Origin of the sequence: Saccharopolyspora elongata, from assembly GCF_004348985.1 — a bacterium.
Classification (GTDB): domain Bacteria; phylum Actinomycetota; class Actinomycetes; order Mycobacteriales; family Pseudonocardiaceae; genus Saccharopolyspora; species Saccharopolyspora elongata.
This window is the reverse complement of record NZ_SMKW01000059.1, coordinates 1-25,783: the sequence shown is the minus strand read 5'-3', so window position 1 is coordinate 25,783 and position 25,783 is coordinate 1. Positions and strand designations below refer to the sequence as shown.

The 25,783-nt window shown below is 66.9% G+C and carries 33 protein-coding genes and 3 pseudogenes; 12 read left to right on the top strand and 24 right to left on the bottom strand.

Annotated elements, in window-relative coordinates; translation table 11 throughout:
- Positions 1 to 52 precede the first annotated feature (52 nt).
- Positions 53 to 517 (top strand): WhiB family transcriptional regulator, encoded by a 465-nt coding sequence (locus E1288_RS50510; protein WP_408014185.1) that lies wholly within the window; start codon positions 53 to 55, stop codon positions 515 to 517.
- Here E1288_RS50510 and E1288_RS32855 read toward each other — a convergent pair.
- The 4 genes from E1288_RS32855 to E1288_RS32845 form a co-directional block, all read right to left on the bottom strand.
- Positions 514 to 1,272, bottom strand: a complete 759-nt coding sequence (locus tag E1288_RS32855; RefSeq protein ID WP_132492225.1) for a class I SAM-dependent methyltransferase — start codon at positions 1,270 to 1,272, stop codon at positions 514 to 516. The genes E1288_RS50510 and E1288_RS32855 overlap by 4 nt on opposite strands.
- Complete coding sequence (locus tag E1288_RS32850; RefSeq protein WP_132492223.1) at positions 1,269 to 2,831, bottom strand: asparagine synthase-related protein; 1,563 nt, start codon at positions 2,829 to 2,831, stop codon at positions 1,269 to 1,271. The genes E1288_RS32855 and E1288_RS32850 overlap by 4 nt, the downstream gene beginning before the upstream one ends.
- A 65-nt stretch (positions 2,832 to 2,896) precedes the next feature.
- Positions 2,897 to 3,019, bottom strand: a complete 123-nt coding sequence (locus E1288_RS49920) for a hypothetical protein (RefSeq protein WP_268951970.1) — start codon at positions 3,017 to 3,019, stop codon at positions 2,897 to 2,899.
- A 115-nt stretch (positions 3,020 to 3,134) separates the two neighbouring features.
- Positions 3,135 to 3,356 carry a hypothetical protein gene (locus E1288_RS32845; RefSeq protein ID WP_132492221.1) on the bottom strand — a complete coding sequence of 74 codons (222 nt, stop codon included), beginning with the start codon at positions 3,354 to 3,356 and terminating at the stop codon, positions 3,135 to 3,137.
- A 267-nt stretch (positions 3,357 to 3,623) separates the two neighbouring features.
- On the opposite strand from E1288_RS32845, the gene E1288_RS32840 reads away from it, so the two are divergent.
- The 4 genes from E1288_RS32840 to E1288_RS32825 all read left to right on the top strand — a co-directional run bounded on the left by E1288_RS32840 (position 3,624) and on the right by E1288_RS32825 (position 5,664).
- A complete protein-coding gene (locus E1288_RS32840; protein WP_132492219.1) occupies positions 3,624 to 3,833 on the top strand; it encodes a hypothetical protein in 210 nt (69 codons plus the stop codon).
- On the top strand, positions 3,830 to 4,360 hold the full coding sequence (locus E1288_RS32835; RefSeq protein WP_132492217.1) for a DUF6879 family protein: 531 nt from the start codon (positions 3,830 to 3,832) through the stop codon (positions 4,358 to 4,360). Before E1288_RS32840 ends, E1288_RS32835 begins: the two co-directional genes overlap by 4 nt.
- A 14-nt stretch (positions 4,361 to 4,374) precedes the next feature.
- Positions 4,375 to 5,202, top strand: a complete 828-nt coding sequence (locus E1288_RS32830; RefSeq protein ID WP_132492215.1) for a helix-turn-helix domain-containing protein — start codon at positions 4,375 to 4,377, stop codon at positions 5,200 to 5,202.
- Positions 5,203 to 5,460: 258 nt separating this feature from the next.
- Positions 5,461 to 5,664 (top strand): hypothetical protein, encoded by a 204-nt coding sequence (locus E1288_RS32825; protein ID WP_132492213.1) that lies wholly within the window; start codon positions 5,461 to 5,463, stop codon positions 5,662 to 5,664.
- 15 nt (positions 5,665 to 5,679) lie between these two features.
- Here the strand turns inward: E1288_RS32825 and E1288_RS32820 are convergent, their stop codons facing one another.
- The 5 genes from E1288_RS32820 to E1288_RS32800 all read right to left on the bottom strand — a co-directional run bounded on the left by E1288_RS32820 (position 5,680) and on the right by E1288_RS32800 (position 8,150).
- Positions 5,680 to 5,952, bottom strand: coding sequence for a hypothetical protein (locus tag E1288_RS32820; protein ID WP_132492211.1), 273 nt, complete (start codon positions 5,950 to 5,952; stop codon positions 5,680 to 5,682).
- Positions 5,953 to 5,975: 23 nt separating this feature from the next.
- The gene (locus tag E1288_RS32815) at positions 5,976 to 6,317 is read right to left on the bottom strand and encodes a hypothetical protein (protein ID WP_132492209.1); all 342 of its coding nucleotides are present in this window, start codon (positions 6,315 to 6,317) and stop codon (positions 5,976 to 5,978) included.
- A gap of 151 nt (positions 6,318 to 6,468) precedes the next feature.
- Complete coding sequence (locus E1288_RS32810) at positions 6,469 to 7,056, bottom strand: 3'-5' exonuclease (RefSeq protein WP_165968384.1); 588 nt, start codon at positions 7,054 to 7,056, stop codon at positions 6,469 to 6,471.
- A gap of 60 nt (positions 7,057 to 7,116) precedes the next feature.
- A complete protein-coding gene (locus E1288_RS32805) occupies positions 7,117 to 7,659 on the bottom strand; it encodes an NUDIX hydrolase (protein ID WP_132492205.1) in 543 nt (180 codons plus the stop codon).
- Positions 7,660 to 7,811: 152 nt separating this feature from the next.
- Positions 7,812 to 8,150 carry a hypothetical protein gene (locus E1288_RS32800; protein ID WP_132492203.1) on the bottom strand — a complete coding sequence of 113 codons (339 nt, stop codon included), beginning with the start codon at positions 8,148 to 8,150 and terminating at the stop codon, positions 7,812 to 7,814.
- A gap of 948 nt (positions 8,151 to 9,098) precedes the next feature.
- On the opposite strand from E1288_RS32800, the gene E1288_RS32795 reads away from it, so the two are divergent.
- From E1288_RS32795 to E1288_RS32785, 3 genes are all read left to right on the top strand, one after another.
- Positions 9,099 to 9,950: a helix-turn-helix domain-containing protein gene (locus E1288_RS32795; protein ID WP_132492201.1), complete on the top strand. Its 852-nt coding sequence runs from the start codon at positions 9,099 to 9,101 to the stop codon at positions 9,948 to 9,950.
- A 2-nt stretch (positions 9,951 to 9,952) separates the two neighbouring features.
- Complete coding sequence (locus tag E1288_RS32790; RefSeq protein WP_132492199.1) at positions 9,953 to 10,150, top strand: DUF397 domain-containing protein; 198 nt, start codon at positions 9,953 to 9,955, stop codon at positions 10,148 to 10,150.
- A gap of 265 nt (positions 10,151 to 10,415) precedes the next feature.
- Positions 10,416 to 10,673: an SAM-dependent methyltransferase gene (locus tag E1288_RS32785; RefSeq protein ID WP_165968383.1), complete on the top strand. Its 258-nt coding sequence runs from the start codon at positions 10,416 to 10,418 to the stop codon at positions 10,671 to 10,673.
- Positions 10,674 to 10,878: 205 nt separating this feature from the next.
- Here the strand turns inward: E1288_RS32785 and E1288_RS32780 are convergent, their stop codons facing one another.
- From E1288_RS32780 to E1288_RS32755, 7 genes and pseudogenes are all read right to left on the bottom strand, one after another.
- Positions 10,879 to 11,211 carry an aldehyde dehydrogenase family protein gene (locus E1288_RS32780; protein WP_132492195.1) on the bottom strand — a complete coding sequence of 111 codons (333 nt, stop codon included), beginning with the start codon at positions 11,209 to 11,211 and terminating at the stop codon, positions 10,879 to 10,881.
- Between the two features lie 58 nt (positions 11,212 to 11,269).
- Entirely contained in the window at positions 11,270 to 12,688 is a 1,419-nt protein-coding gene (locus E1288_RS32775; RefSeq protein ID WP_207954683.1) for an MFS transporter, read from the bottom strand.
- 121 nt (positions 12,689 to 12,809) lie between these two features.
- Positions 12,810 to 13,784, bottom strand: coding sequence for an NAD(P)H-dependent flavin oxidoreductase (locus tag E1288_RS32770; protein WP_132492193.1), 975 nt, complete (start codon positions 13,782 to 13,784; stop codon positions 12,810 to 12,812).
- A gap of 218 nt (positions 13,785 to 14,002) precedes the next feature.
- Complete coding sequence (locus tag E1288_RS32765; protein WP_268951969.1) at positions 14,003 to 14,452, bottom strand: alpha/beta hydrolase fold domain-containing protein; 450 nt, start codon at positions 14,450 to 14,452, stop codon at positions 14,003 to 14,005.
- A gap of 13 nt (positions 14,453 to 14,465) precedes the next feature.
- Positions 14,466 to 14,591 (bottom strand): annotated as a pseudogene (locus E1288_RS50505) (alpha/beta hydrolase fold domain-containing protein); the annotation flags it as partial.
- 104 nt (positions 14,592 to 14,695) lie between these two features.
- Complete coding sequence (locus E1288_RS32760; RefSeq protein WP_132492191.1) at positions 14,696 to 16,222, bottom strand: MFS transporter; 1,527 nt, start codon at positions 16,220 to 16,222, stop codon at positions 14,696 to 14,698.
- A 152-nt stretch (positions 16,223 to 16,374) separates the two neighbouring features.
- A complete protein-coding gene (locus E1288_RS32755) occupies positions 16,375 to 17,232 on the bottom strand; it encodes a LysR family transcriptional regulator (protein WP_132492189.1) in 858 nt (285 codons plus the stop codon).
- A gap of 118 nt (positions 17,233 to 17,350) precedes the next feature.
- On the opposite strand from E1288_RS32755, the gene E1288_RS32750 reads away from it, so the two are divergent.
- Genes E1288_RS32750 through E1288_RS32735 form a run of 4 tightly spaced genes read left to right on the top strand, consistent with a single transcriptional unit; the run spans position 17,351 to position 21,016 of the window.
- Entirely contained in the window at positions 17,351 to 18,544 is a 1,194-nt protein-coding gene (locus E1288_RS32750; RefSeq protein WP_235883960.1) for a YbfB/YjiJ family MFS transporter, read from the top strand.
- Between the two features lie 14 nt (positions 18,545 to 18,558).
- Positions 18,559 to 19,578 (top strand): NAD(P)H-dependent flavin oxidoreductase, encoded by a 1,020-nt coding sequence (locus E1288_RS32745; RefSeq protein WP_132492185.1) that lies wholly within the window; start codon positions 18,559 to 18,561, stop codon positions 19,576 to 19,578.
- A gap of 3 nt (positions 19,579 to 19,581) precedes the next feature.
- The gene (locus E1288_RS32740; RefSeq protein WP_132492183.1) at positions 19,582 to 19,998 is read left to right on the top strand and encodes a tautomerase family protein; all 417 of its coding nucleotides are present in this window, start codon (positions 19,582 to 19,584) and stop codon (positions 19,996 to 19,998) included.
- A gap of 7 nt (positions 19,999 to 20,005) precedes the next feature.
- The gene (locus tag E1288_RS32735) at positions 20,006 to 21,016 is read left to right on the top strand and encodes an acrylyl-CoA reductase family protein (protein ID WP_132492181.1); all 1,011 of its coding nucleotides are present in this window, start codon (positions 20,006 to 20,008) and stop codon (positions 21,014 to 21,016) included.
- 105 nt (positions 21,017 to 21,121) lie between these two features.
- Here E1288_RS32735 and E1288_RS47340 read toward each other — a convergent pair whose 3' ends face one another.
- The 8 genes and pseudogenes from E1288_RS47340 to E1288_RS32695 all read right to left on the bottom strand — a co-directional run.
- Entirely contained in the window at positions 21,122 to 21,343 is a 222-nt protein-coding gene (locus tag E1288_RS47340; RefSeq protein WP_165968382.1) for a hypothetical protein, read from the bottom strand.
- Between the two features lie 3 nt (positions 21,344 to 21,346).
- The gene (locus tag E1288_RS50500) at positions 21,347 to 21,517 is read right to left on the bottom strand and encodes a hypothetical protein (protein ID WP_408014188.1); all 171 of its coding nucleotides are present in this window, start codon (positions 21,515 to 21,517) and stop codon (positions 21,347 to 21,349) included.
- A 16-nt stretch (positions 21,518 to 21,533) separates the two neighbouring features.
- Positions 21,534 to 21,965, bottom strand: a pseudogene (locus E1288_RS32725) (alpha/beta hydrolase fold domain-containing protein); the annotation flags it as partial.
- 394 nt (positions 21,966 to 22,359) lie between these two features.
- Positions 22,360 to 22,689 (bottom strand): annotated as a pseudogene (locus E1288_RS32720) (IS3 family transposase); the annotation flags it as partial.
- Between the two features lie 438 nt (positions 22,690 to 23,127).
- Positions 23,128 to 23,310, bottom strand: a complete 183-nt coding sequence (locus E1288_RS47335; RefSeq protein WP_165968381.1) for a hypothetical protein — start codon at positions 23,308 to 23,310, stop codon at positions 23,128 to 23,130.
- 200 nt (positions 23,311 to 23,510) lie between these two features.
- Entirely contained in the window at positions 23,511 to 24,455 is a 945-nt protein-coding gene (locus tag E1288_RS32705) for a PDR/VanB family oxidoreductase (RefSeq protein ID WP_132492173.1), read from the bottom strand.
- Positions 24,452 to 25,132 carry an MOSC domain-containing protein gene (locus E1288_RS32700; protein ID WP_235883959.1) on the bottom strand — a complete coding sequence of 227 codons (681 nt, stop codon included), beginning with the start codon at positions 25,130 to 25,132 and terminating at the stop codon, positions 24,452 to 24,454. The genes E1288_RS32705 and E1288_RS32700 overlap by 4 nt, the downstream gene beginning before the upstream one ends.
- 1 nt (position 25,133) lies before the next feature.
- Positions 25,134 to 25,783: amino acid ABC transporter permease (locus E1288_RS32695; RefSeq protein ID WP_132492171.1), on the bottom strand; the 650-nt coding region annotated here is incomplete at its 5' end.

Below are 25,783 nucleotides of genomic sequence, written 5' to 3'. Positions count from 1 at the left end.
CTAGCCACCGCATGTCCCGGCAAACCATGAAACACAACGACTGAAGGCGGCTGTGAACAGCGGGGGGTTCACTGTGTTTCGCGATCTAGAACGACGAGTAAACCGCCACGGACGATGCGTCAACGCCACACGCGACGAGTGGTTCCCCGAACCTGCTCGCGGCGCCGACTCTCTGAGCCGCCAACGCCAACGAGCCCGATGGGCGTGTGCCGACTGCCCAGTGCAAGCCGACTGCCTCGTCGTCGCGCTCTCGTATGAGCTCGACGAGGGCGAGAGCTGGGGCATCTGGGGCGGGGTATGCGCTCGCGACCGGCGTCAGGCCATTCGGCTGGCAACACAGCACCCAGGGTGCAGGCCGGACGCTTTTCGAATGGCACGCCGCCTGCTTGAGGAGCTTGAAGTCGCGGGGACTCGAGTTTGGATCGAATTGGGGCAGCTTGCTGAATTCGATCAACGGCCCAGCTCCGTTCGTAAGGTATTCCTCGGCTTGGTCGAGGACTTTGCGGACGCCCCCTAAGCGCAATAGCGGGCGGCGGTGAAGGCCGATCGTGCGCGGCGATCATCGTTGGTGTGGCGTTGGCCCGGGTCGGCAAACTGTTCCAGCAGTTCGAACCCAGCCCTGGTGAGGTGTGTGGTCAGCTGTTCACGCGTAAGGATGCGGCGCTGGATCACGTCGGTGTGGTGCTCGCCATTGTCGAGCACCCAGTCCCGGTACATGGTCGTCGTCTGCGTTTGGTCGTCCCAGACGACTCTGGTGGTGACCTCTGCGTGAATGGTGTCGGTGTCCACACGCGACACCGCCAGGTTTGCGGCCTCAGGCGGTGGCGGGGCGACGGGGGTGAACAGCACCAGCAACGCATTGGGCTGGGCGTGCGCGGCGAAGGTCGCGAAGGCCTCGTGCATGTCGCGGTCCGTGTGGTTGTAGGCCAGGGAGTTCCCCAAGCACAGGAGGATGTCGGCGGTGACAGATAGCCGAATGCTTCGCATGTCGCCGACTTCCACGGTCAGTCCAGGGTGCTGGTGTCGGGCGTAGTCGACCATCTCCGGTTGTAGCTCGATGCCTATGCATTCGAATCCTGCTGCAGCCAAGTGGGCGAGGTCTCGTCCGGTGCCGCAGCCGAACTCCAGGACCGTGCGGGCATCCGGCCGGTAGTCGGCAACGAGTGCCTGCACCGCCTCGACCGGAGCAGTGGCTCCGGATAGGAGCTCGTCGTACCATGACGGGTTCCGATAGAGCAGGCTGCGGCTGCGGAGATCTCCTGGTCTGGTCATGAGAACTCCCGACTGGACATGGAAGCAGGGCACCCCAGCAGGCTTCGCAGGGACAATTCGGCCATCAAGGTGTCGCACAGCATGGTCGGCAGATGTCTGCGTGTCGACGCGTCGTCGACGGTGGCGGCGAACACTGCCGGGTCGATATGTCCGGTATCAGCCAGCAGCATGCCCGTCTGCAGCAGCCGCCGTGCCAGCGGCAGGCCGTGGCATCGCAGGCCTTTCTGCATGAGGCCGAGGAAGTTCTCCGGGCGCCGCGGATGGACCACGGATTGCGGGAGGCCAGCGCGGTGCAGGCGCTGACGCAGGAACCGCTTGCCGCGTCTGAGGTGCACAGGCAGCTGCTGGCTGAATCGCACGAGCGCCGGTGTGGCCAGCGGAGCGACGGGCCACATGCCGGCGGCGAGGTAGTCCGGGTTGTGCACGGCGCTTCCAGTCAGGACCGATCTCGGCAGCACCGTGACCGGCGCCGCTCCCCCGTCGTCTTCGACCACAGTCTCTCGTGACCGAGGGCCTAACCACGGAATGCACTCGGCGCGAGCCGGCGGCAGCGTGGCCTCGTTGGGACGCAACGCTGCGAGTTCGTCCCCGCCGACTCCAGTGAAGACCACACGCACGCCGCACTGGGCGAAGTGACTGCCGACTGCGGCGAAGGCCTCGCGGTAGAACTCGCCCACGTCATGCGGCTCGCCCCTCCCCCGGATACCGCCCGGCGTGAACGGCGCGTACGCAGAGCCGTTGATCTGTTCGTCGACCAAGCCACACAGCGCCGCGATACTCGCACGCCGCCGCTGTTGATCCCTGCCCATGGCCGTGTCGTCGACGATCACGCCGGCGCTGCAGAGAGGGCCATCGTGGACCTCGCGCACCGAGAGTGCGACGTTGGCCGAGTCGCACCCTCCGGACAGCTCCACACCCACAGGGTTCCGTGTTCGCCGCGTGGCGGTGCTATCGGCGAGCAGGGCTTCGAACGCGGCGGTCACGTCCACGCCGGCTGCGATGTCGCGGGCGCGGAGCACGTGCGTTGCGGGTTCTGGGTAGGTCATCGTCAGGCCGTCGGTGGTGAAGGTCGCTCGGGCTCGTTCGGTGAGCTGCCACACCTGCGTGAAGAGGGTTTCGGTGGTGTAGGGCTGCTGCCGGGTCAGCAGACGGGCAACCGCCCGATCACACAGGTCGTCAGCCGACAGGCGGTGCCGCAGGTCGGGCAACCACCACGAGCCGTACAGGGCTGTGTCTGTGGCCGTTAGGTAGACCGGCGCTGTGCCGTAGAGGCCGGCCTCGAGTTCGGCCTTGTTCGCCGTGAGGTGAATTCTCAGGTAGTCGCCTGGCCATGTCGTTCGCTCCTGCTGGTCAAGAGAGTCTTCAGGGGGCGTGGAGGACGTGGTCAGCAGTTCACGCACGAGGAGTGTCGTCGCAGTCGGCTCGTGCTTGACGAAAACACGCAGTACGGCGACCGGTGGCGTGGCGATCCAGCTACCGCCGTACTCCCAACGGCCGTTCCGGTACGTCCATCGTCCAGGTGAGCGCAGGTCGGCAAGATGTAGCTGCATGGCCAGCATGGGTAGGCATCGCTTTCGTTCGAAGCGAGGGTGAGCCCGACAAGGCCCACCCGTCGCGCGCGAAGTCAGTTGCAGTAGTCGCCCTTGGCGTTTCCGTCCTCCGGTCCGGGTGCCTTCGTGCCGATCGCTTCGGCAGCAGAGGGCACTCCCTCAACCAGGTCTCCGCTGAACAGCTCGTCCACCTTCACCACAATCTCCTTCCATCGTTGACCTCAGCTGCGCCCGGTCGAGCACAGCCGCGCTGCCCGAAGGGCAGACACTCCACAGTTGACGCGGTGCTCGACCACCGCATCCCCTTGCCGTCTAGCGAATTTTGGCAATGCAGCATTCGCAGACCTGGCAACCGCCAGAAGGGACATCGCCGATCTCGTCAGGCCGGAGTTCGACCCCGCAGAGACACCGGGCGACACCGTTCTCGAAATCAACCGCGACGATCCCGTGTGCCTGCCGCCGCGTCAGCCCCGGATGCATATGCAGCACCCACACGATCTGCCGGTCAGTCGCCTCTTCCGCGCCCGGCTCCACCAGCGCACCTCGCGTGTGCCCCAGGGACTCCGGCGCAGCCACATCTGTCCTTCGATCTCTGGCCATGTGCTGTGACTCCTGGGGCGTCGGCGGGGCTTACGGAAAGTAAGCGTGGCACCCGACTACACACATTGACAAGAATAATTCGAATATTCGATGTATGCTCCACTCGACTGGAGCATAGCGCCGCGCCTGATCGTGCGATTCCATGAAGCGGCAGACATAATGCGCATCGGCTCGATGCCTGCGCCGACGACAGGAGTACCGATGAAGTTGAGTTTCCTCGGCACCACGAGCACGGGCGGACAGTGCCCCAACCTGTACGAAACCGACCGGGACACCTACGTCGTGCAGGGATACAAGATCACCGACCCTGAAGCCCTCGCGGCATTGCACGAACGCGGGATGCCGGCGACCGAGACCGCCGTCGAAATCCCCAAGACCCTGCTGAACTTCGCACCGAGGAACACGGCGTGAGCCGCCTCGTCCCACCGGGCCAGCCCTTCGACGACCTCTTCGCGGGCTTCGCCCACCGCGCCTGGCGCTTCGAGACCCAGCCGTCCTACCACGTCGACGCCGAGCAGCAAGCACTGCAGCGCTACCTGGACACCGGCGAGCTCGACGTCAGCTACCTGGCCGGCTGGCTCGACGGAGTACGCACAGCAACTCGACAAGGAAAGAGCTACGCCCGAGTCCGCGTGCTGACCGAACCCCTCACCGACTACCTGCGGTTCGAAATGGCCATCGCCCCCTACAACACCGCCGCCGGCGAGGACATCCGCGTCCTGTCGGCCCCCCAGGCCCGCGAACTGGCCTTACCGGACTACGACTACTGGCTGTTCGACGACAAACGGCTCGCCGTCATGCACTTCGGGCCTGCTGGCCTGCGGCACGCAGAAGTCATCACGGACCCGGCCGTCGTCGATGAACATCGCCGGTGGCAGGACTCCGCCATCCGCCACGCCAGCACACTCGAGGACTACCGCATCCTCGTAGACAGGTGAACGACTGAGGAAGCGTGACCGACTTCGACAAACGCCGACGCGAGTTCGGCGACCGATTGCGCAGACTGCGTGAACAGACCGGCTTGACCGGGCACCAGTTCGCCGAGCGCGCGCAGTGGGGCCAGCCAAAAGTCTCGAAGCTGGAGACCGGACGGCAGACACCGACCGACTCCGACATCCTCACCTGGTGCCAAATCACCGGCACCGCTGAGGACACTCGCGAGGAGCTACGCGATGCGCTGCGTGAGCTGAAGATCCGCTACGAGTCGTGGCGTCGCAGCCAGCGCGGCGGGTCGCGTGCCCGGCAAGAAGAAGGCCAGAACCTCGAACAAGCAGCATCGGTGATCAGAGCCGTCGACTTCGGAGTCGTACCAGGCCTTGCCCAGATCCCCGACTACGCCCGCGAGGTCTTCCGGCTCTACTCCGAGCTCAACGGCACCGAAGCCGACATCGACGACGCGGTCGCCGCACGCATGCGACGACAAGCCGTCCTCTACGACACCAGCAAGCGCATCGAGATCCTCGTCGCGGAAGCCGCCCTCCGCTACCCCGTCTGTCCGCCTGAGACCATGCGCTCCCAGCTCGACCGCCTGACATCACTGATCGGCATCACGCACATCCGCTTCGGCATACTCCCACTAGACCAACGACTCCCCTACATGCCCATGCACGGGTACTGGCTCCTCGACGACCTCGCACTCGTCGAGAACATCACCGCCGAAATCCGCATCACCGACGAAGACGAAGTCGCCACCTACCACACACTCACCGACCGCCTCTGGACCGCCGCAGCCGAAGGCGACGACGCCCGCGGCATCCTGCGCCGCCTGATGGAGACCTGACCAGTCCTCGCTCGGACAGTCTCCGCGCCGGATCACCTCGGCAAGCGTCATCATCGCCTTGGCCTCGGTCGCTGGACACCACGTGTTCGCCCCATCCGCGGCGGTACAGGACCGGTGACCGACTTGGATCGCCTCCGTCCCGTGCGGCCTGTGATGTTCGGGCCAGTGCGGTACTCCTGGCGCTGGCATGAGGTTGCCGCAGTGACGGCCGCGCACACCGACTCCGATCCAGCCCCGGCTCCCTGAGGGTGACCGGCGGTGTTCACCGAGGCCGCCTGCGTCGCCTTGGCCACCCTGGTGGCCGGCGGTTGGCTGACGTTCGACTCCGCCACCGTGAACTGGATCGTCACCGGCGTTGGCCTACTGGCGTCGGCCGTGTTCGCCACCTCGGTGCGTCGCCGCGTGACCTCCGTGGCAGCCGCCATAAGCGCCCAGGGCTTCAGAGAAGACCGCTCAACGTGACAAATTGGTTGATCATCAATGTTTAGGGTTATGCAACGGTTTTCCGGTTGTGCACCTCCCTTCGGGCAGTTCCTCGCCGCGAACCCGCAGCGACAGACGGCCGCCCATGTTGCTGCCCAGGAAGGCCAAGTCCTCGGCCGACCATTCGGCGTTGGGAGTTGCCACCACTTGGACCTGGTGCTCGTACAGCTCCCCGCCCATCCACCGCTGGTAGCCGCTGCTTCCCGGCTCCCGGCGGGGCAGATCTGGGTTCACGATTCCATCGCCGCTCGTTGTCGCGGAGCCCATGTTCGCCCCATTTCCTTGCTGTTTCACAGAGTTCTCAATACGTATCGTGTCAACTCGCGCATCGGGCAGACGGCCCAAGGTTGGCCGTCCCCGTTCGCCATGACGGCCTCCGCGGCGGCTTTTTCACTGCCCCAGACGAAAACAGTGCTTGGGTCGGGCCAGAAGACGAAAGGCTGCTCCGGAGATTCGCCGGAGCGCATCACGACCCATCCATCGGGCCGTCCCATGTACACGGTCGCCCTGCCCACGATGACCGGAACTGCCTGCCGCCGGAACAATCCGCGTGCCTGCCACTCGATCAATTGCCATTCGGTTTTGTCGGCATCGAAGCGCACCACCGGCCGGGGCAGCGTCTGCCTGGTCACGGCTGCACCAGCGGCGCGGACACCACGGCCACACAGGGCGCCGGCTGTTCTGGCGGCTTGTTGATTAGGTACATATACACGAAAGACGCCATGAGACAGACGGAAGCCATCAACCCATAGAACAACCGAAGAATGAAATCCTACCGTGCCGTCATTGCGTCAGCCTTTCCCCGAGGAGCTGCATCCGCGATACAGGGTGCGGGCACAGCCATTGGCCGCGCTCCCGAAGTTCCGAAACGGTCCACTGCCGGCCAAAGTTGTTCGCCAGGTGCACGAACAGGCGGGCGGTCACCAGTGCATTCCACGTAGCTCCCTGCGGTCTCAGGTGCTCCGGAATGTTCCCCGTCAACCCCAGGTGCTCCGCCAGCACCGATAGGCGCCGCTCCCGAATATCCAATGTGGATAGAACAAGTCGGAGTGTGTCGAGCGCCTCAACGGGCCGCCAGTCCGGCAGCTTCCGCGCCATCACACCTAGGCTCGTACGAACATTGTGGCCAACCGGTATGGCGTCGCCGAAGTAGGTTCGCACTGCCTCCGCGACTGCCGCGAACGGCGGACACAGCGCTACGTCAGCGTTTGAAATGCCGTGAACTTTATGCCCACGGCGACTGATCCGCTCCTTCGGGCGTACCCGCCAGGTAACCGGCCGGTCCATGATTCCATCCTCAATGGACACTGCTGAGAGCTCAACCAGGTCGGGCGGATGCGTCCGTGGGGCTGTTCCCTGCGCGTCGATCACAACGTAATTCAGTTTTACCCATGGCACATTTCCTTGTCTAAACATTGGAATCTCACCGTTTCAGTTCATCGCCAGACGAACGCGCTCACGCAGGACATCGCCCGGCAATGAGTTGACCGAGAAGAATCCAGCGCCACCCACCTCATCCGGCTGGATCTCGCCGACACGGGCCGAAGTCCAGAACAGGTAGCGAAAGTCCCAATGCCTGTGCGCCTGCTCCTGCTTCTCGGGCCGCTCCGGAATCACATGGCTATCCACGTGAATCGGCCTTGTGAAGGCCAGCTTCAGGAGTGCCGGGTGGATGCCGGTTTCCTCGTGCGCTTCCCGCTTGGCCGTATCGGACAGGCTGTGATCTCCGGCCTCGGGGTGGCCGCCCGGCTGTATCCATTGCCCAGTGGCAACGTGGTTGACCAGCAGGACGAAACCCGCATCGTTGACCACCACGGCGCTTGCGGTCACGTGGCCGCGCATTTCGGCACGGGTGGTGATGTCGATGCCCTCGGACATCAGATCCACCAGCGACTTGAGGCCCCGCACATCGTCCGGGTACCTGTCCATATAGGACTTCGCTGCCTTCCGAACATCGATGTTCGTGAGGGTCATTGCGAGACTCTTTCGGTTGGGATGGATGGGACCGGCTCGCCCGCCCCTCCATACCGGGGAGGGCGAGCCGGAGGGCTCCAGGCCGTTCGGGCCGGGGAATCCAAGAAACGACCAGGAGCCGGTCTAGGTGTCCGGCCGGGGCCTGGGGGGAGTCACCCCGGCCGGACGTGCCCGGCTGGCGGGATGGGGGGGTCCCCGCCGGGCAGCTTGGTGTCGGAGCGGGCCCGCCACGCTCGGAGGCATTCGACGCACACCCGCCAGTCCAGCGACGGCCACGGGCCGACGATCGGGCACCAGGCCATATGGCCGCATTCGGCGAGTACCACCGGGTTCCCGAGGCGTACGCCGCGCATGACCAGTCCGGCCGGCGGCTGGATGTGGCGAACCCCGAGCTTCGCGCACCCCTGGAGGTAGACAACCTCCTCCGCCGGGGCGTCGTCGGTTCCCAGGAGGTCCGACGGCAACACGCCGGTGACACGAGCAAGGTTCATCGTCAACTCCACGGGTGCGTTCCGCAGGCAGTCCAGGCACGGCTGGCCGGCCGGTCGATCGATGAATCGGGGGTCCAGGTCGAACGCGTCAAACGTCAGCCCGCAGAACACGGGGACGCGGCGCGGAGCTCGCCGAGGGTCCACTGGCGCGAGGTGCTGAAGGAGCACCGAGTTGACCTGTACGCGATCCAGGCGAAGGCGGGCGAACATCACGGTTATGCCACCTCCCGCATGGCCGGGGCCGGGCGACGCGCTCCCCCGCGTGCCCGGCACCCGGCCCGATGCCTACCGCGTGACGGGGGAATCGCGGCAGGCTGGCGCCGCAGCCTGCGGGGCGCCTGACAGGCCGCCGCTGCCTCACGTGTCGTCCGGCGGGTGCGTGCCAGACGAGACGGGCGCGTAACCCATCGGAACCGCCACACCACAGCTTGGCGACGCCACCATTCGGACTGCGCGACCCGCAGGGCGACGTTGCCCATGCCAAGGCCGAGTGCAGCCCCAATCAGGATCAGAGTCTCGGGGTACACGGCCGATCACCACCGTCCCGACCGTTCAGGATGAACACGGTGGCCCGGTTGATCACCCACGCCAGATCACCGACGCGGTTCACTTCCACGAGCCCGTACTCCCCAGCGGGAGACGAAATGCCGATACCCGACGCCGGGCCGCCGCGCTGCGCCGTGATCACCAGCTCGTACGAGCGCCCGAAAGCATCCGTGCAAGGCAAGCGCCACGACCACGTATCTACGTCGACCTCTGGAGAACCGCCGGCCGCGACGGCCCCTTTGATGGTCCGCATCCCCACGTCACTACCCTCCCGACGCCTGGTGCTCACGAGCAGTCATGGTGCTCATGAGCACCATGACTGCTCGTGAGCACCAGGCGCAATACCCCGATCGGGGCGGATCGTGATCAGAAGCCAGTTGACCAACGAATAGGATCCTGAGCATGGCCAGGAACCCCGCAGGCAGTCCCAAGGCACGCAATCTCGGCGCTGAACTGCGGAAAGCTCGCGAAGACGTGGGTATCACCGCGCTGAGGCTTGCTCAAAAACTGGAGGTATCCCGCGCACGCTTGCAGCGTTGGGAGAACGGCACGACCGTCCCGACTCCCGCCGAGGTGGCCAGCTACCTGACATACTTGAACATCAACGGCGCCGAACGGGACCGTGTGGTGCAGCTGGCCGACGAGGTGGACGCCGGCAACTGGACCACCTCGGACACCTCCGGGGCCCGCACCGAACTGACGACGCTGATCGAGACCGAGCGCACCTGTACCGAAATGGTGAACGTCGCGCCGCTGCTGATCCCTGGACTCTTGCAGACGGACGAATACATCCGCGCAGTCATGGGCGACCTGGACGACGTGGAAAACCGCGTCCACCTCCGTCTCGGCCGTCAAAGCATCTTGACGAAGCGGCGCAACGCCCCGCGGTACTCCGTGTTCATTTCCGAATGGGTGTTGCGGGAGCCAATCGGTGGCCCTGCCGTCATGGCTGACCAGCTTCGCCACATCGTTGACATGGCCAAGCGCGAGAACATCAGCGTGCGTGTCATCCCATCGGGCGCACGCACGATGCACCCCGCACACGCGGGAATGTTCGTGCTGTTCCGCTTCCCCAAGGCATCGCCGATTGTCCATCTTGAGCACTACGGCCCGGCATCGTTCCTCTACAACACGAAGGACGTTGCCATTTATGAACGTGCGGAGGAAGTCCTCCGCACTGTGGCCTTGAGCGAAGCTGAGTCGGCTTCACTCATGGCCAAGATTGCAACCGAGATGGAACAGGAAGAGGGTTAGACGTGACCACCAACCGCGTTACCGGGTGGCGCAAGTCCAGCCGGTCCGCCAAGAACACCGAATGCGTGGAGGTCGGCCGTATCGGCGACGGTGCCGCCGTCCGTGACACCAAGGACAGGGCCGCCGGGTACTTCACCGCGACCCCGGAGCAGTGGACCAACTTCGTTACCGCGATCAAGTCCGGGCGCTTCTCAGCGTGACGCGCTAGGAGTCAGCCGGCACTGCAACCGGCGCCCGTACCCCGGTAGAGGACTTACCGGGGTACGGGCGCCGGACTGTGCAGCGGGCCGCACTTCGGCAGTTGGACACGGCCCAGGAGCTCGACCTTAGCCGCTCGGCATCCCGCCGTCCGAGTTTCAACGATCGCCTCTGGCCAAGCCCGTGTGCCACTCCGGGACTCTCTGCCTATCCACCCGACCGAGGGCGGGAGTGTGCGCACAAAGTGTGCGAACACGGGATGCCGCATTGGCCGCCATTAGCGTTGAGCCTGCTCGCGATCTTGCACTGCACTTCATCCCGGACGACGACGCGGCGCACGAGCTCGTCGCGCGACTGCTCGAACCACTGCCCAGCGGCAGCGTTGTCGATGACCACCACCGACGCTACACGGCTACCTTCTGGGCCAACGGCATCCCATTGGTGGCCCGCAGCAAGGACGAAGTGGAGCGCTTCTTCACCGGCCTGGACCTGGTGGCCCCGGGCGTGATCCTGGCGCACCGATAGCACCCGACGCAAACCGCGGCTGCCATCGACGACAGCCAGGTCTACATGCACGGCGGAGTCTCCATCAAGCCGTAGCCAGCCGATCAACAGGGCTGCGGAGAAACGCCCCCATGATCGCCCTCGTGCCGCACGGCGCATAGCTGGGCCAGCACGGAACGCCCAGGTGAGGAGCCGAAAAGCATCGGCTCCCCATCGTGGCTGCCGGCTAGCACTCCGCGGAGAGAACCTTGCCGTGCTCGGCCGTGATGATCTCGGCCAGCTCGCCCTTGCGGGCGTTGAGCAGCTCGCGGAACGCGAAGATCACCGCCTGCCGCTTCGCGATCGAGTACCGCGACCAGACCTCGAAGCCCCGCTGCGCCGAGGCGACCGCCTCGTCGATCTCGGCCTCGTCGGCGAGGGCCACGTTCGCGGTAACGAGGCCGGTGGCGGGGTTGTAGACGGGGCCGGTGCGGCCGCTGGTTGATTCTCGCCGCCATCCGTCGATCCAGTGCCCGATGAGCGCTGTCTGAGTGTCGGGGCGATCGATGATGTCAGTCATGAATGTCTCCTACTTTCGATTCGTGCATCGGTGGATGACGTTGGGGTGCTCGGCTGATTCATGTTCGTGTGCCTGCTTTCCGCGGTGTGCGGTGCTGTCGGGGATGCTCTCGGGGCGCGTTGTAAACTTCCCAGGCTCGAAGCACGACAGGACTGCGGGCACCTTTGCGCAGGAACACGGCGGCGATAATCGCGGTGATCGCGGTGATCGCGGTGATCGCGGTGATCGCGGTGATCGCGGTGATCGCGGTGATCGCGGTGATCGCGGTGATCGCGGTGATCGCGGTGATCGCGGTGATCGCGGTGATCGCGGTGACGATGATCGGATACGCCAGCCCCGACAGCGAATCGTCGCCGCCGGTGGCAGCCAGCGCGATGAGCGGTGTGAACCCGCCGAACACTCCCGTCCCCAGGTGGTAGACGACGGAGATGCCCGTGTACCGGATCTGCGGCGGGAACAGGTCGACGAGGTACGCGGCGGTGGGGCCGTAGATCATGGTGACGAAGACGACCTGGAGGAAGATCGCTGCCACGACTTCCGCATACCGGCCGACAGGTGCGGCATCACGAATCCACGAGAACAGCGGCACATACGAGACGGCGGACAGGACCAGCCCGGCGACGATGAAGCGCAGCCGCCCGTATCGGTCTGAGAGCGCGCCGAACAGGACGAAGAACGGCGTGCCCAACGCCAGGGCGACGCCGACGGTGATGTTGGCGGCGAGGAACTCGACGCCGAGGTTGGTCTGCAGGAAGTACAGCGAGTAGAACTGCGCCGTGTACCACGCCACCCCCAGCCCCGCCGTGACGCCGAAGAGGACCACCGCGACCAGGGCGAGGACATGCCGGTTGCCGAGCGAGTCTTTGATCGGCGACTTCAACAGGGTGCCGGTGCGACGCATCTTCTCGAACACCGGGGACTCATGGATCTTCAACCGCACGGCGAGGGAGAAGATGACCAGCACCGCCGAGAGCAGGAACGGCACACGCCACCCCCACGCGGCGAACGCCGCCTCCCCGAGCGTGAGGCGGCAGATCACGATCACGAGGATGGAGGTGAGCAGACCGAGCGTCGCGGTGGTCTGCAGGAAGCTGGTGAGGAACCCGCTGCGCCGCGGGGGCGCGTACTCGGCGATATAGATCGCCGCCCCGCCGTACTCGCCGCCGATGGCGAGCCCCTGCAAGAGACGCAGCACCACGAGGGCCAGGGGCGCGAGCACCCCGACGGCGTCATAGGTCGGCAACAGCCCGGTGAAAGTCGTGGCGGCGCCCATCAGGATGAGGGTGGCCAGAAAGGTGCGTTTCCGGCCGAGCTTGTCGCCCATCCTGCCGAAGAACAGCGCCCCCAGAGGCCGGACGACGAACCCGGTCCCGAACGCGGCGACCGTGACCAGCAGCGCGACGACGGGTTCCCCTCGGGGAAGAAGTAGCCGGAGAAGTCGACGGCCAGGCTGCCGTAGATGTAGAAGTCGTACCACTCGACGAGGGTGCCGACGCTGGACGCGGTGACGACCTTCCGAAGGTCCGCGCGGCTCGGCGAGCGATCCCCGGCTTGCGACAGTGCAGGCTCGTTCCGACCGACCGCGGGCACGGTCTCACTCATGACCGCACCTCAGCGACACGCCCTGACGTGAAGCGGGTCAGGGAGCGCACGATGCTCTCCACGCTCTCGACCGAGCGGATGAGGCCGACGGCTTCACCGACGATGAGGTTCGCGGTGTCGAAGTCGCGGACCTCGACCGCCGTCGTGAACAGTGCGCGGACCTCACCGATCTGCTCGGTGAGGGCGCCTTCGCGTCCGTGCCACTGCGCTACGAACTCGTTGTTCAGCACCCGCCCGGAGTACACCGCCGGCCAGTCCTTGCCGCGCACGATGTCGTACACGGACTGGCGGACCGTGTCGTCGCCAGAGAGCAGGAGAGCTCGCGCCTGCGCCTCAGCGGAAATCGCCGCTTCCTCGCTGACCAGGAAGCGGGTGCCGACGACCGCACCGTCAGCGCCGAGCGCGAGCACCGCCGCGACACCACGCGCGTCGGCGATCCCCCCGGCCGCCAACAGCAGCGCATCCGAGCCGCGGTCGACGATCAGGTCGGCGATCTCGGGGACGAGGGTGAGCGTGGAACGCGTGCCGACACCGTGCCCGCCTCCTTCCCCGCCCTGCGCGACGAGGACATCCGCACCCACCTCCAGCGCATGCCGTGCATGCTCGAGGTTTCCGACCTGGCAGATCACCGGGACGCCCGCGGCATGGATGCGCTCGACGAACGGCGCGGGATCACCGAACGACAGAAACACCGCCTTCGGCTGACGTTCGAGGACGATGTCGAGCAGATGAGGCTGCGAGGCCAGGGACCAGGTGATGAAGCCGCACCCGACCCCCTCCGCAGCAAGGTCCAGGCCACCGAGCTCGCGCAGCAACCAGTCGCGGTCGCCGTACCCGCCTCCGAGCAGCCCGAGCCCGCCGGCGCGGGAGACCGCGCGGGCGAGCCTCGCGTCGGCCACGTAGTCCATCGGAGCCAGCACCACGGGGTGCTCGACGCCCAGCTGTTCCGTGAATCGTGTCGGTACAGCCATAGGAAACCTCATCTCCATTGATCGGTTCACGCGATGTTCTTCCACCGTAAGTCGGCAGTATTTCGCCGCACCAACGACTTCTTGTGCACGCTCCCATCGCTAATTGCGATACCTGAGCGGTCAGAGCCGAGCTCTTACGAGCGGGCGCGGGCGTTCTCCTGCATCCCGGCGATGATTGCGTGATTCGCCGCCCGCAGCTGGGTGATCGTCTCCTGCTGCTAGGCGCGCGCCGACGGCAGGAGACGGGTCATGGACGGCGAGATGTGCACATGCCCCGTTCCGAGGTGCAGCTGTGCCGGGACGCCCGCCTGGCGGAGGCGTTCCACGTACCGTTCGCCGTCCACGCGGAGGACGTCGAACTCGGCCACCGCGACATGGGTGGGCGGCAGCCCGGGGAGGTCGGGTGCCAGCAGTGGGGATGCCCATGCCTGCGACGCGTCGGACGGGCCAGTGAGGTAGGCGCGGGTGAAGGATCGGACATCGGCAAGCCTCAGGGGAAGGTCTTCCCCCTCGGGGCGGTGGAGACTGTGGCTGAGGTCGAGCGCGGGCACTTCGAGGAGCTCGAACCGGATGTCCGCTCTCCCGGCATCGCGCAGGGCGATCGCCGCCCCGGCCGCGATGTTCGCCCCGGACGACTGGCCTCCGACCGTGAGCGCGCCGGGGATCACGTCCAGGGTCGTCGTGATGCTCGACCACCCAGTCGATCACAGCGAGCAGGTCGAGCACGGCGGTCGGGTACGGGTGCTCGGGTACTTTCCGGTAGTCGACGGCGAAGACGACGCAGTCGGCGTGGACGGCTCGAGTCCGGCTGACCGCCTCGGAGTCTTTCTAGAACGCGGAGCCGATCACCCACCCGCCGCCGTGGAGGAACAAGTGCACGGGGTGCGGGCCGGCAGAGGCCGGGTGGTAGATCACCACCGGGACGGTGCCGTCGACCGAGCGGACCTGCGCCACCTGACGCCGCGCGACGGGCGGACCCGGAAGGGTGAACTTCTCGAAGCCCGCGTCGCTGCCAGCGTCCGACGCGGCGCGGAACGTCTCCGGTGATCGTCGTGGGCGGATGCCCGAAGTCGGTGAGGTAGGGGGTCAGGATCGGGTCGATCGGCATGACGCTGTCGGTCTCCGTTCTCTCGTGCGAATGAGGTCAGCGGACCCGGCGTACGGGCAGGATGGCGAGGCCGCCCAGGATCGCGACGCTGCCGGCGACGGCGAACAGGACCGCGTACGACCCGCCGCCGAGGAGGAGGATCAGCGGAGCGACCGCGGGGGGCGATGGCGTTGGCGAGGGTGCTGGACATGTTGAACACGGCCATGTCCTTGCCCGCGTTGTCCGGGTCAGGCAGGACGTCGGTGACCAGGGCGAGGTCGACAGCGAGGAACGCGCCGTACCCGATGCCGGCGATCCCCATCGCCAGCAGGTACCCGTTGAAACCGGTCACCAGGGACGCGATGATCAGCGCGACCCCGTACACCGCGGCGGAGGTGAGCACGAAGACCTTCCGCCGTCGGAGGAAGTCCGACAGTCGTCCCCCGGTGACGCTGGTGAGGATGGTGGTGATCGACAGCACCAGGCTGGCGAGGAAGATCTGCTGCGGCACCTCGTTCTCGCTGGAGCCGAGGTGGTTGAGCAGATAGGACGCCTGGTAGGTGGTGAGGAACCCGTACCCGGTGACGAACAGCAGCCGGCTGATCCACGCCCACGCGAAGTCCGGGTGGCGGCGCGGGTTCACCCAGAACGTCGACGCGATCTCGCCGAGCGAGAGGCGAGGCTTGGGCGCATCTTTCGCCAGGCGCCGGTCGCCGATGAGGGAGACGAAGACGACGACGCTGATCGCAGCGATGATCGGCGGGACGATGAACATCAGCAGCATGTCCGGTGCGACGAGCTGGACGACAAACGTGCCGCCGATCATCGCGACCGGAAGGGTGAGCCCGACCAGCCCGGACACCAGGCCCCGCTGCTGCACCGGGACGCGATCAGAGATTACCGCGAGCAGCGGCGTGCCGATGAAGTTGGCAGCGACGCTGTAGAGCGCGTACGACGCGATAAGCACCGGGATGTTGGGCGCCCATGCCATCGCCGCGCCGAGGATCAGGACGCCGGCGGCGCCGATCAGCAGGGAGGGGCGGCGCATCCCGATCCGCGCCGTGGTGCGGTCACTCATGCGCCCGACGATCGACATCAGCACGAACGGCAGCAGGACGCCCGCTCCGGCGACCAGGCTCAACGAGCCTGCGGCGGCCTCCCCGCCGAAGAGGTTCTGGATCTTCAGCGCCAAGGTGACAACACCGGGCATCAGGCACGCGATCCAGAAGCCCGCATACGCGAAGGCGAAGGCGCCGATGAAGCGTGCCCCACCTTGGCCTGGGTGCCCGCGCCGGTCTCGCCACGCGCGGGTGTGCCCGTGGAATACCTGGAAGCCGACGGACTCGTCCACGGCGGCTACGACATGGTCGGAGTCTCTGCCACCGCCCGCCGGGCTGCCGCAGAACTGACCGCGGCAGCAAAACGCACACTCAACGGCCTGGCCAAGTAGCCGCGCGATCCGTGGGCGCGACCCAAGCGGTCTGGGCGGGTTCGGGCGTGTGCTCAGGTGAGGGGAACACGCCCCTGATCTGCCGCGATCTCGATGAAGCGGCGCAGGAGCGCGCTGGTTCGCCGTCGGGGCCAGACGAGGTTCAAGGAGACGGGGGGCGCGTCGGCCAGGGAGACGAACACCACCCCGGTGTGCGCGTGGGTCGCGCTCGCCGACAGCGGCGTGGCGCCGACTCCTTTGCCCGCGGCGATCAGCGTGATCCACTCGTCGTAGTTGTCGCACTCGACGACGCGCTCTGGGCGGCGTGCGGCGGGCCAGAGCTCGGGGCGGGTGCTGCCGCTTTGCGTGTTGATCACGATCGGGTGTTCGCTGAGCTCGTTCCACGGCAAACGATCACGTTCTGCCAGGGGCGAACGGCTGCTGACGGCCGCCACCCGCGGCTCGTCGAACAGGGTGATAGCGGTCAGCTCAGGATCATCAACGGCATATCGGATGAACGCGACATCGACTTCTCCGTGCCGCAAGGCAGCTTTGATGTCGTCGCGTCGCATGAGCCGCCCGCTGGCACCCGTGGTCTCTTCGAACGTGGCGATGACCTCCCCCGCCCAGGGATCAGGCAAAGCCCAGGAAAACCCGATGTGCAACTCCCTCTCCCCGCGCGCTTCTGCTGTGGCGAGGTCGAGGTCCCGTAACACCCCTTGGATGCGCGTCCTGAAGGCTCGGCCGACATCGGTGAGCTCCACCGAACGTGAGGTGCGTTCCAGCAGCGTCACGTCCAGGATGCCCTCGAGCTGCTGGATGGTGCGGGTGAGCGCGGGCTGTGTGATCAGGAGCTGACGACTCGCTGCGGTGAACGAGAGCGTGTCGGCCACGGCGGCGAACGCCCGCAGGTGCCTCAACTCCACATCCATAACTGTCAAGCATAGATGATGCGGGATAGGCAATTCTCTTTCGAGGTTCGCAGTCCGTAGCGTCGAAGGTGATCAGCAAGAGAACGATGCGCCGTTTGTCGCGGGAAGTGAGACCACAGTGGGGTATCGGTCGGGCGGCGAGTGGTGGGTCGCGGTGCGGTCCGGGAGCATGCTCGCTGTTGCGGTCGGGGTGGGGCGGTTCGTGTTCACCCCGATCCTGCCGTTGATGCAGTCCCAGGCCGGAGTGAGCGCGCAGCTTGGGGCGACGCTCGCGACGGCGAACTACGCCGGCTATCTCGCCGGGGCCCTTGCGGCGATGGTCGCGCCGCGGTTGGGGCGCAGCGCGCTGGCGGTGCGGATCAGCGCGGTGTCGGTCGTCGCCTCCCTTGCCCTGATGCCACTGACTATCTCGCCGGCGGTGTGGATCGTGCTGCGCGGGATCGCCGGTGCCGGTGGCGCGGTGATGTTCGTCGCAGCCGCCACCGCGGTGCTCACCGGGGTATCGCACCGCTCCCGGCACCTGGTGGGGTGGGCCTACGGCGGCGTCGGGGCCGGGATCGCCCTGTCGGGGTCGGTGGTGCTGCTGGTCTCGCTGGTCGGTGACTGGCGGATCGCGTGGGGCGCGGCGACCGTACTCGCAGCGTCCCTGTCCGTGCTCGGCTGGAACCTGATCCGCCTGTCTCGTGCCGACGCGGTTGAGAACGCCGGTATCGCACGGGTTGAGCGCCCGCACCGGTGGTTCGTGCCGCTGGTGCTGGCGTACTTCCTCGAAGGCGTCGGCTACATCATCGCCGGCACCTTCCTGGTCGCGGCCGTCGCGGATGCAGTCCCGGGCCCTGTGGGGAAGGCCACGTGGATCATCGTGGGGCTCGCGGCGGTCCCGTCCTGCGTGCTGTGGGCGTGGCTGAGCTCCCGGATGAGCCATCCGACGCTGCTGACTGCGGCGCTCGGGCTCCAAGCCGCCGGGATCGTCCTGGCCGGCCTCGGTCTGGGGACGGTGGGGGCGGTGATCGCCGCGGTGCTGTTCGGCGGCACGTTCATGGGCGTCACCACGCTGGCGCTGGATGCCGGACGGCACTTGCAGGTGCCGGCGGCGGTCGCGATCCTCTCCGCGATCTACGCGATCGGGCAAGCGCTCGGCCCGGTCGCCGTCGCCCCGTTCCTCGCCGGCGGGTTCAGCACCGCCCTGTACGCGGCGGGCGGCGTCGTCGTCTTGGCCGCGATCGGCACGATCCTGCTGCGCATCCGCTTCCCGCACACCCTTTCCGCCATCGCACCCGCGCCGGAACGGCAACCCGTCCTGCACCGCTGAAAGAAGGAACCATCATGACTGATCGACTCCTGGACTCGCCGCTGCCGCTCGTGGCCGCACCGATGGCCGGCGGCCCCTCGACCGTGGCGCTTGCCCGTGCGGTGGCGTCGGCGGGGACGTTCCCGTTCCTCGCCGGCGGGTACAAGACCGCCGACACGCTCGCGGCGGAGATCAACGAGCTCCGCCCGCTGGGCGTCGGGTTCGGGGTCAACCTGTTCGTCCCCTCCGACGACCCGGTCGACGAGGCCGCGTTCGCCGCCTACGCCGAGGAACTCGCGGCCGAAGCCGAGGGGCACGGGCTGGAGCTCGATCCGACACCGGTGGCCGATGATGACCGGTGGGGTGAGAAGCTCGCCCTGCTCCTCGCCGACCCCGTACCGGTCGTGTCCCTGACGTTCGGACTGCCCGCCCCTGCCGACATCGCCGCGCTGCAGAAAGCGGGAACCCGGGTGCTGGCGACCGTCACGACGCCACAGGAAGCACAGCTCACCAAGAGCGCCGGTGTGGACGGCCTGGTGGTGCAGGGACCATCCGCCGGAGGCCACAGCGCGACCTTCGACCCCGCCCGCACCCTAGAGCCGATCCCGACGGCGGACCTCGTCCGCCGGGTCCTGGAGGCCGTGGATCTTCCCGTGATCGCCGCTGGCGGTGTCGACGGGCCGGACGCCGTGCGTGCCCTGCTGGACGCGGGCGCACAGGCCGTCGCGGTGGGGACGCTGCTGCTGCGCACTGACGAGGCCGGCACTTCGCCCACACACAAACGCGCCCTGGGTGATCCCGTGTTCACGGAGACCGTCCTGACCCGGGCGTTCACCGGCCGGCCCGCCCGGGCGCTGCGCAACGGGTTCATCGACCGCCACCCCGATGGGCTCGGCGCCTACCCGGCGGTGCACCACCTCACCCGTGCGCTGCGGCAGGCCGCGGGCAAAGCTGGTGACGCTGACCGGCTGCACCTGTGGGCCGGGACCGGGTGGCGAAACGCCCCGACCGGTCCCGCTGCTGACGTTATCCGCCACCTCGTTGAAGGAGTCTGACCCATGCCACTGATCGTTGTCGATGTGATCCGAGGACACGACGAAACCCGCCTCACAACCCTGCTCGACGGCATCCACGCCGCCGTGGTCGAAGCGTTCGCGGTGCCGGAGACCGACCTGTACCAGGTGCTCACCCAGCACGAGCCGTTCGAGCTGCGCGCCCTGGACACCGGCCTCGGCTACACCCGCACCCGGGACCTGACCATCATCCGAGTCATCAGCAAGGCCCGCCCCGAGACGGCAAAGCAGCGCCTGTACGAGCTCATCGCCGAGAATCTGCACGAACGCATCGGGCTCGACGGTGACGACCTCGTGGTCAGCATCGTGGAGAACGGGGCCGCGGACTGGTCCTTCGGCCGCGGGCGCGCCCAATTCCTCACCGGCGACCTGCCCGACACCGCCCCCGAGAGCACGAAGTGAGCCCGACATGACGACGACGTTCCCGGCCTGGGTCGTCCGCAAGGACGACGGTGCCAACACCGCGGCCCTCGAACAGCTCGACACCAGCACGCTCGATGACCTCGACACCACCGTGCGGGTGCGCTACTCCAGCATCAACTACAAGGACGCCCTCGCCCTTCACGGCCGCCCCGGCGTCGTGCGCTGCACCCCGCTGATCGCCGGCATCGACCTGACCGGTGAAGTCATCGAATCGCGTCACCCCCGCTGGAACACCGGCGATGTCGTCACCCTCGACGGGGCAGGGCTCGGTGAGGAGCTCCACGGCGGCCTCGCCGGGATCGCCCGCGTGAACGGTGACGACCTCGTCACAGTTCCTGCCGCGTTCACCCCGGTCCAGGCCGCGGCGATCGGCACCGCAGGGTTCACCGCTGCCCTCGCCCTCCTCGCCCTCGAGCGCCACGGCCTCACCCCAGGCGCCGGACCGGTGCTCGTCACCGGCGCAGGCGGCGGCTCAGGCAGCATCGCCGTCGCCCTGCTGCACCACTCCGGGTACGAGGTCACCGCCACGACCGGTAGGCCTGACCGGCTCCGCGCCCGGCTCACCGCGCTGGGGGCGACCGAGGTAATCGACCGTGCCGAGCTGGAGTCCCAGACCCGGCCCCTCGGACAACAGCGCTGGGCAGGGGTCATCGACTCGGCCGGCGGCAGCGTGCTCGCCGGCGCCCTCGCCGCCCTCCGCCACGGGGCGCCCGCTGCAGCGTTCGGACTCGCCGGCGGCACTCAACTGCCCACCACCGTGCTGCCATTCATCCTCCGCGGCGTGGCCCTGCTCGGCATCGACTCCGTCCGCACCGCCCCCACGCTGCGCCAACAGGCATGGGATCGCCTCGCCCGTGACCTCGACCCGGCCCATCTGGACGGCCTCACCCGGGTCGTCCCGCTCGACCAGGCCCAGACCGCCGCCGCCGCGCTCCTCGAAGGGCAAGGCACCGGCCGCACCGTCATCGACGTGACTCAAGAAGGCAGGACCCCATGACCACACCCGACGGCCAGCCCACCGGCAGCATCCGCTTCACGCTGATCGGAGGCCCCACCGCACTGCTTGACTACGCCGGCACGCGCATCCTGCTCGACCCGACGTTCAGCCCTGGCCGGGATGTTGCACCACGAGACCGACCGGCTCATGTCTACCAAGGCAGACGAGCTCGCGCAGCTCACCGCCAATCGTGACCGGCTGGAACACGAGCAGGACCGGCTCATGCAGGCCCACTACGCCGACCCGATCCCGCTCGCCGTCCTCAAGAGAGAGCAGGACCGTATCGGCGGCGAGCTCGACCTGGTGAACCGTCGACTCGACGCGCACGGTCTAGTCGACGAGGATCTTCTCGACCCAGGCGTTGCGGGTGCGGATCATGCCCTGGGCCAGGACCGTGTGGGGAGCGAAGATGTCGAAGGCGTGGAAACCACCGGGCCACACGTGCAGTTCCGCGTCGCCCGCCAGCGTTCCAAATCGCGTCGGCGTAGGCGATCGCTTCATCGCGGAAGATCTCGGCTGAACCGACGTCGATGAAGGCCGGGGGCAGACCACGCAGATCGGTGGCGCGCGCCGGAGCAGCGTAGGGCGAAACGTCGGCACCGCCTCGCGCGTCGCCGAGAAGCGCGGTCCATCCGGTCTCGTTGCTGACCCGGTCCCACACACCGATCCCGTCGAACTGGTGGGTGGAGCGAGTCAGGCCGCGATCGTCGAGCATGGGGTAGTCCAGAACCTGTCCGCACAGGTGCGGCCCGCCGCGGTCGCGCGCTGCGAGCGCGAGCCCGGCGGCCAAACCACCTCCCGAGCTGGCCCCGGCGACGAACAGACGATCCGGCCGGACGCCGAGGTGCTCGGCTGACGCGGCGACCCATTCGGCGGCGGCATAGCAATCCTCGCGCGGGACCGGGTCGGGGAACTCGGGGGCCAGCCGGTACTCGACCGCAACGAGCACCGCAAAGTCGAGATCCTCCGCAAGGCCGCCAAGTTACTCGTGGAGAACAGGCCGTGCCCGCCGGCCCACCAGTCCGGCTCCGGGTTGAGGATGTTCCCCGCTGAGGCCCACGCCCCGTCCTCCACCCGCCGGCCGCGTCGCGCAGCTCTACGCCGCGGCCCGACTGCTGCACCGCATGGAGATGGACGAGCGGCACGACTTCGCCGATGCTCACCTAGCGCACGCCCACGCCGTGCTCGGCGCCCGCTGAACGACTGGATCGCCCTTGCACGGGGCGACGCGGTGCGGTTCAGGGATTGGTGTCCTTGCGGGCGAGGGCATCGTGCCGGAGGCGTACGGAATCGGCAGGCAGCCAGCCGACGCGCGGTACACCTCCACCTCCGCTACCGCGCCGGAGCTCATTGGGCGAGACTCGATGGAACTTGCGATGCACGAGATCATCTGCTGTGGCAACGCCTTTCAGCCGTTTAACCGTGACCGGTCCTGGCAAGCCGGCGATCCCGGCGAGCCGCATGAGTTCGCCGACCAAGTCCACACTGACCGCGATGCCCATGCCGCGTGTCAGTTCGGCGTGCACGCGACGGGACCCGTAGGTCTGTCGTGAGGCGTCGTGGACCTCGCGGATCAAGCCGGTCAGCCACTGGCGGCGCATCTTCGTCGGCGGCACCGGCCGGGTCTTGTACCGGAGCGGATCCGACATCTGGCGGGCAGAACCCGCCAACCTGCGACCAAACGCCGGTGGTGGCGTGTGAGGGCGGTGACCAAGATGGGCGGTTCATCAGGCACAGCGAGGTGTCACGGACCAACGGAGGTCAGCGATGGGCAAAGCCATCGACGGGAACTCGATCGACAAGGTGCTGCGAGACGCGGTCAAATCCCAAAAGTGCCGCACGTCGCGGCGATCGCCGCCGACCGCGACGGCATCCTTTACACCGTGGACGCCGCGTTCCGCAACCAGATCGGCGACCTGGACTTCCCCGCCGAGATTCCCACCGCCGATCCGCCGATCACCGATACGCTGCGGGTGGGCCCGGGCTGGGATTCACTCGGTGATCGATGCTCTCGTTCGACGCCGGACACCCGGTCAAGGTCTGCTGCCGCGTGCTCGGGGTCAGCAGCCCCGGCTATTACCACCCGGTTACCACGTCCACCCAGTTCCGGGTCATGTCGATGACCAAGATGATCTGCACTGCCGCGGCGCTGCGCCGCCGCGCACTTCGCCGTCGAGATCGAGGGCGAACCTGCGTGCGGTGTACTGGTCCAAGCCCTGTTGGCTACCGGTGATGTCGACGATGCGGCCGGAGAGGTCCTGCAAGGACACCTGGCCTCGCGGGAACTGGCCCACCGCCGCGACGGTCACACACAAGGACGCGCTCGATCGACAGCCACGAAGTCAATGGCGGGAGCGGTTCTCGCCCCGGCGGGCCCACCGCCACTACTGGCGGCGCGTGATCGAGATCCGCGACGGTCTGGTCCAACTCGTGAGAATGCCGAGCTGACGAAGGCCAACAAGCGCATCCGGCAACTCGAAGAGCATCCCCACAGTCAAGCCCGCAGCGAGATCGGTCCGCGCCCTCGCGAGACGCACGAGGTCATGACCTCCTTGCGCTCCTCTTCACTCAGACACAGATCTCTGTGGTCGATCTCCCCGTCGACTACTTCGAGGACGCAGCTGCCGCAAGCACCGCCCTCGCACGAGTAGTCGACGGGCACGTTCTCGCGCAGCACCGCTTGCAGAAGCGACTCATCCTCAGGGACGCGAATCACCCGCTTCGACAGGACCAGCCAAGCGTCGAAAGCGTCGCCGAGCTTCTCCCCTGGTTCGGTTGTGACACCGGTAAAACTCTCGCAGCGAACGCGCGCAGGGTCGAAGTGGGATGTGGCATCGGCGATCGCGGCCATGAGACTCGGTGGACCGCAGTAGTACAGGGTGGCCTCCCGAGGCAAGTCCTCCACGAAAGCCGGCACATCAAGCCGACCACCTGCACTGGACTCGTGCAGGACCAGCTTCGCACCTGAGCGCTCCAGGACGTCCTGATAGGCAGCATCGATGCGGTTGCGTACGCAGTAGTGGACTTCGCTCGACGCTCCACAAGGCAATCCGCCCAGCAGCCCCAGCACTGCCGTGACCCCGATCCCGCCGGCGACGAACACGTGGTGCGCAGCGGCAGAGTCGATCCGCATGCCGCCTTGCGGGTAGGACACGAACACCAGATCCCCCAGCGCCAACTCGTCCTGGAACAGGACCGAGCCGCCGCGGCCACCACTCTCCCTGCGAACCGCGATGCGGTAACTGGAAAGATCGTTGGCCGACCCTATGAGCGAGTAATCCCGCCTAGTCCCGTTCTGGTGCTGTACCTGGACGTGATCTCCCGGGATGAACGGGGGGAACTCGGTTCTGTGGACCGGCTCGAAGGTCAGTTCGCGGACGTCGGACGCTGGCCACGATTCAGCCTTCAGCCGGGCGGCCATCAACAACCGCACACTCATCCGGCGTCCTTCCCCACCAAAGCCACAGGAACCTCGATCGCGTTCTCCTCACCAAGGCGAAGAGGGCGCACGACGTCCCCGGGGCGGACAGTGCCGCCACGCAGGATCTGGCAGTTGAGCCCGGAACACCCGAGAAGCGGCTCGAACACCTTCTTGTCGATCAGCCGTTCCAGGTACCTGCACGGAACGTTGAGCCGGCCGCCGTACACGATGGCTTCCCCCACGGCGAAGTACTTCTCGACCAGCGAGTTGAGGGGAACGCCGCGGGTGACGACGTTGCGCCGCAACTCGACGCCGTCGATCGGCTCACCGATGGCACGGGCAACGTCGTCGATCACCTCTTGGGCGATCAACGTGAGCTGGCGGTCAGGGTGCCACAGGTGCGAGTAGTGGCCCTTGCCGAGCGCGTACCTGTCCCCCTCCATACCCACACCGGCAACTAGCTGCGCTGCGGTCACCACGTGCATCTCGACACCCGCCGTTTCGGCGGCGAAGACAGCGCACACTTCTCCACGCCATGGTTGGTCGACAGCTTCGCCTCGTGTTGGATCGTTCATCGCGATCAGTCCTTGCACCTTCCCGATCTCGTACCCTGGGCGCGTCGCTCGATAGCGGGCCGACGCCTGATCGGCCAGCACATCGTCTGTCACCCGGTTCATGCCGGCGGGGAACAACATGTCAAGGTTTGCCCATTGGGATCTTGTCGTCCGGTCGTGCAGTGTCCCGGTTGGCAGGCACATCACTGCTGAGCGGCGAACGCGCCGTCTTGACCGCCCGCCGACTTCTGACCTCGAGCCGATTCGCCAGCAGGGTCAGCAATCCGCACAGTCCGATGTAAACAACTGCGATGACCATGTACGTCGGAATGTAGGGGAACCCGAACTCCTGGCGAGCCCCCATCTGCCGCCCCACATAGAGGAGTTCGTTGTAGGTGATGATGAAGCCGAGCGAGGTATCCTTCAACAGGATGACCAGCTGGCTGATAATCGCTGGAAGCATCGTTCGCACTGCCTGCGGTAGCAGGACCGTCCGGACGACCTGGTTCTTCCGGAAGCCGATCGCGTACGCGGCTTCTCGCTGTCCGACCGGGACCGCCACGAGGCCGGCTCGGAAGACTTCAGCGAGCACCGATCCGTTGTAGAGGGTCAGCCCGAGCACGACCGCCCACATCGGCGACAAACGGAGGTCGTACTGCAGGGACCCGTAGTAGAAGAAGAACATCAGGATCAGCATCGGAACCGCACGGAAGGTCTCCACCACCACCGTGGCCGGTGCCCGAACCCAGGCATGGTCGCTGATTCGCGCCGATGCGAACACCGCACCGAACA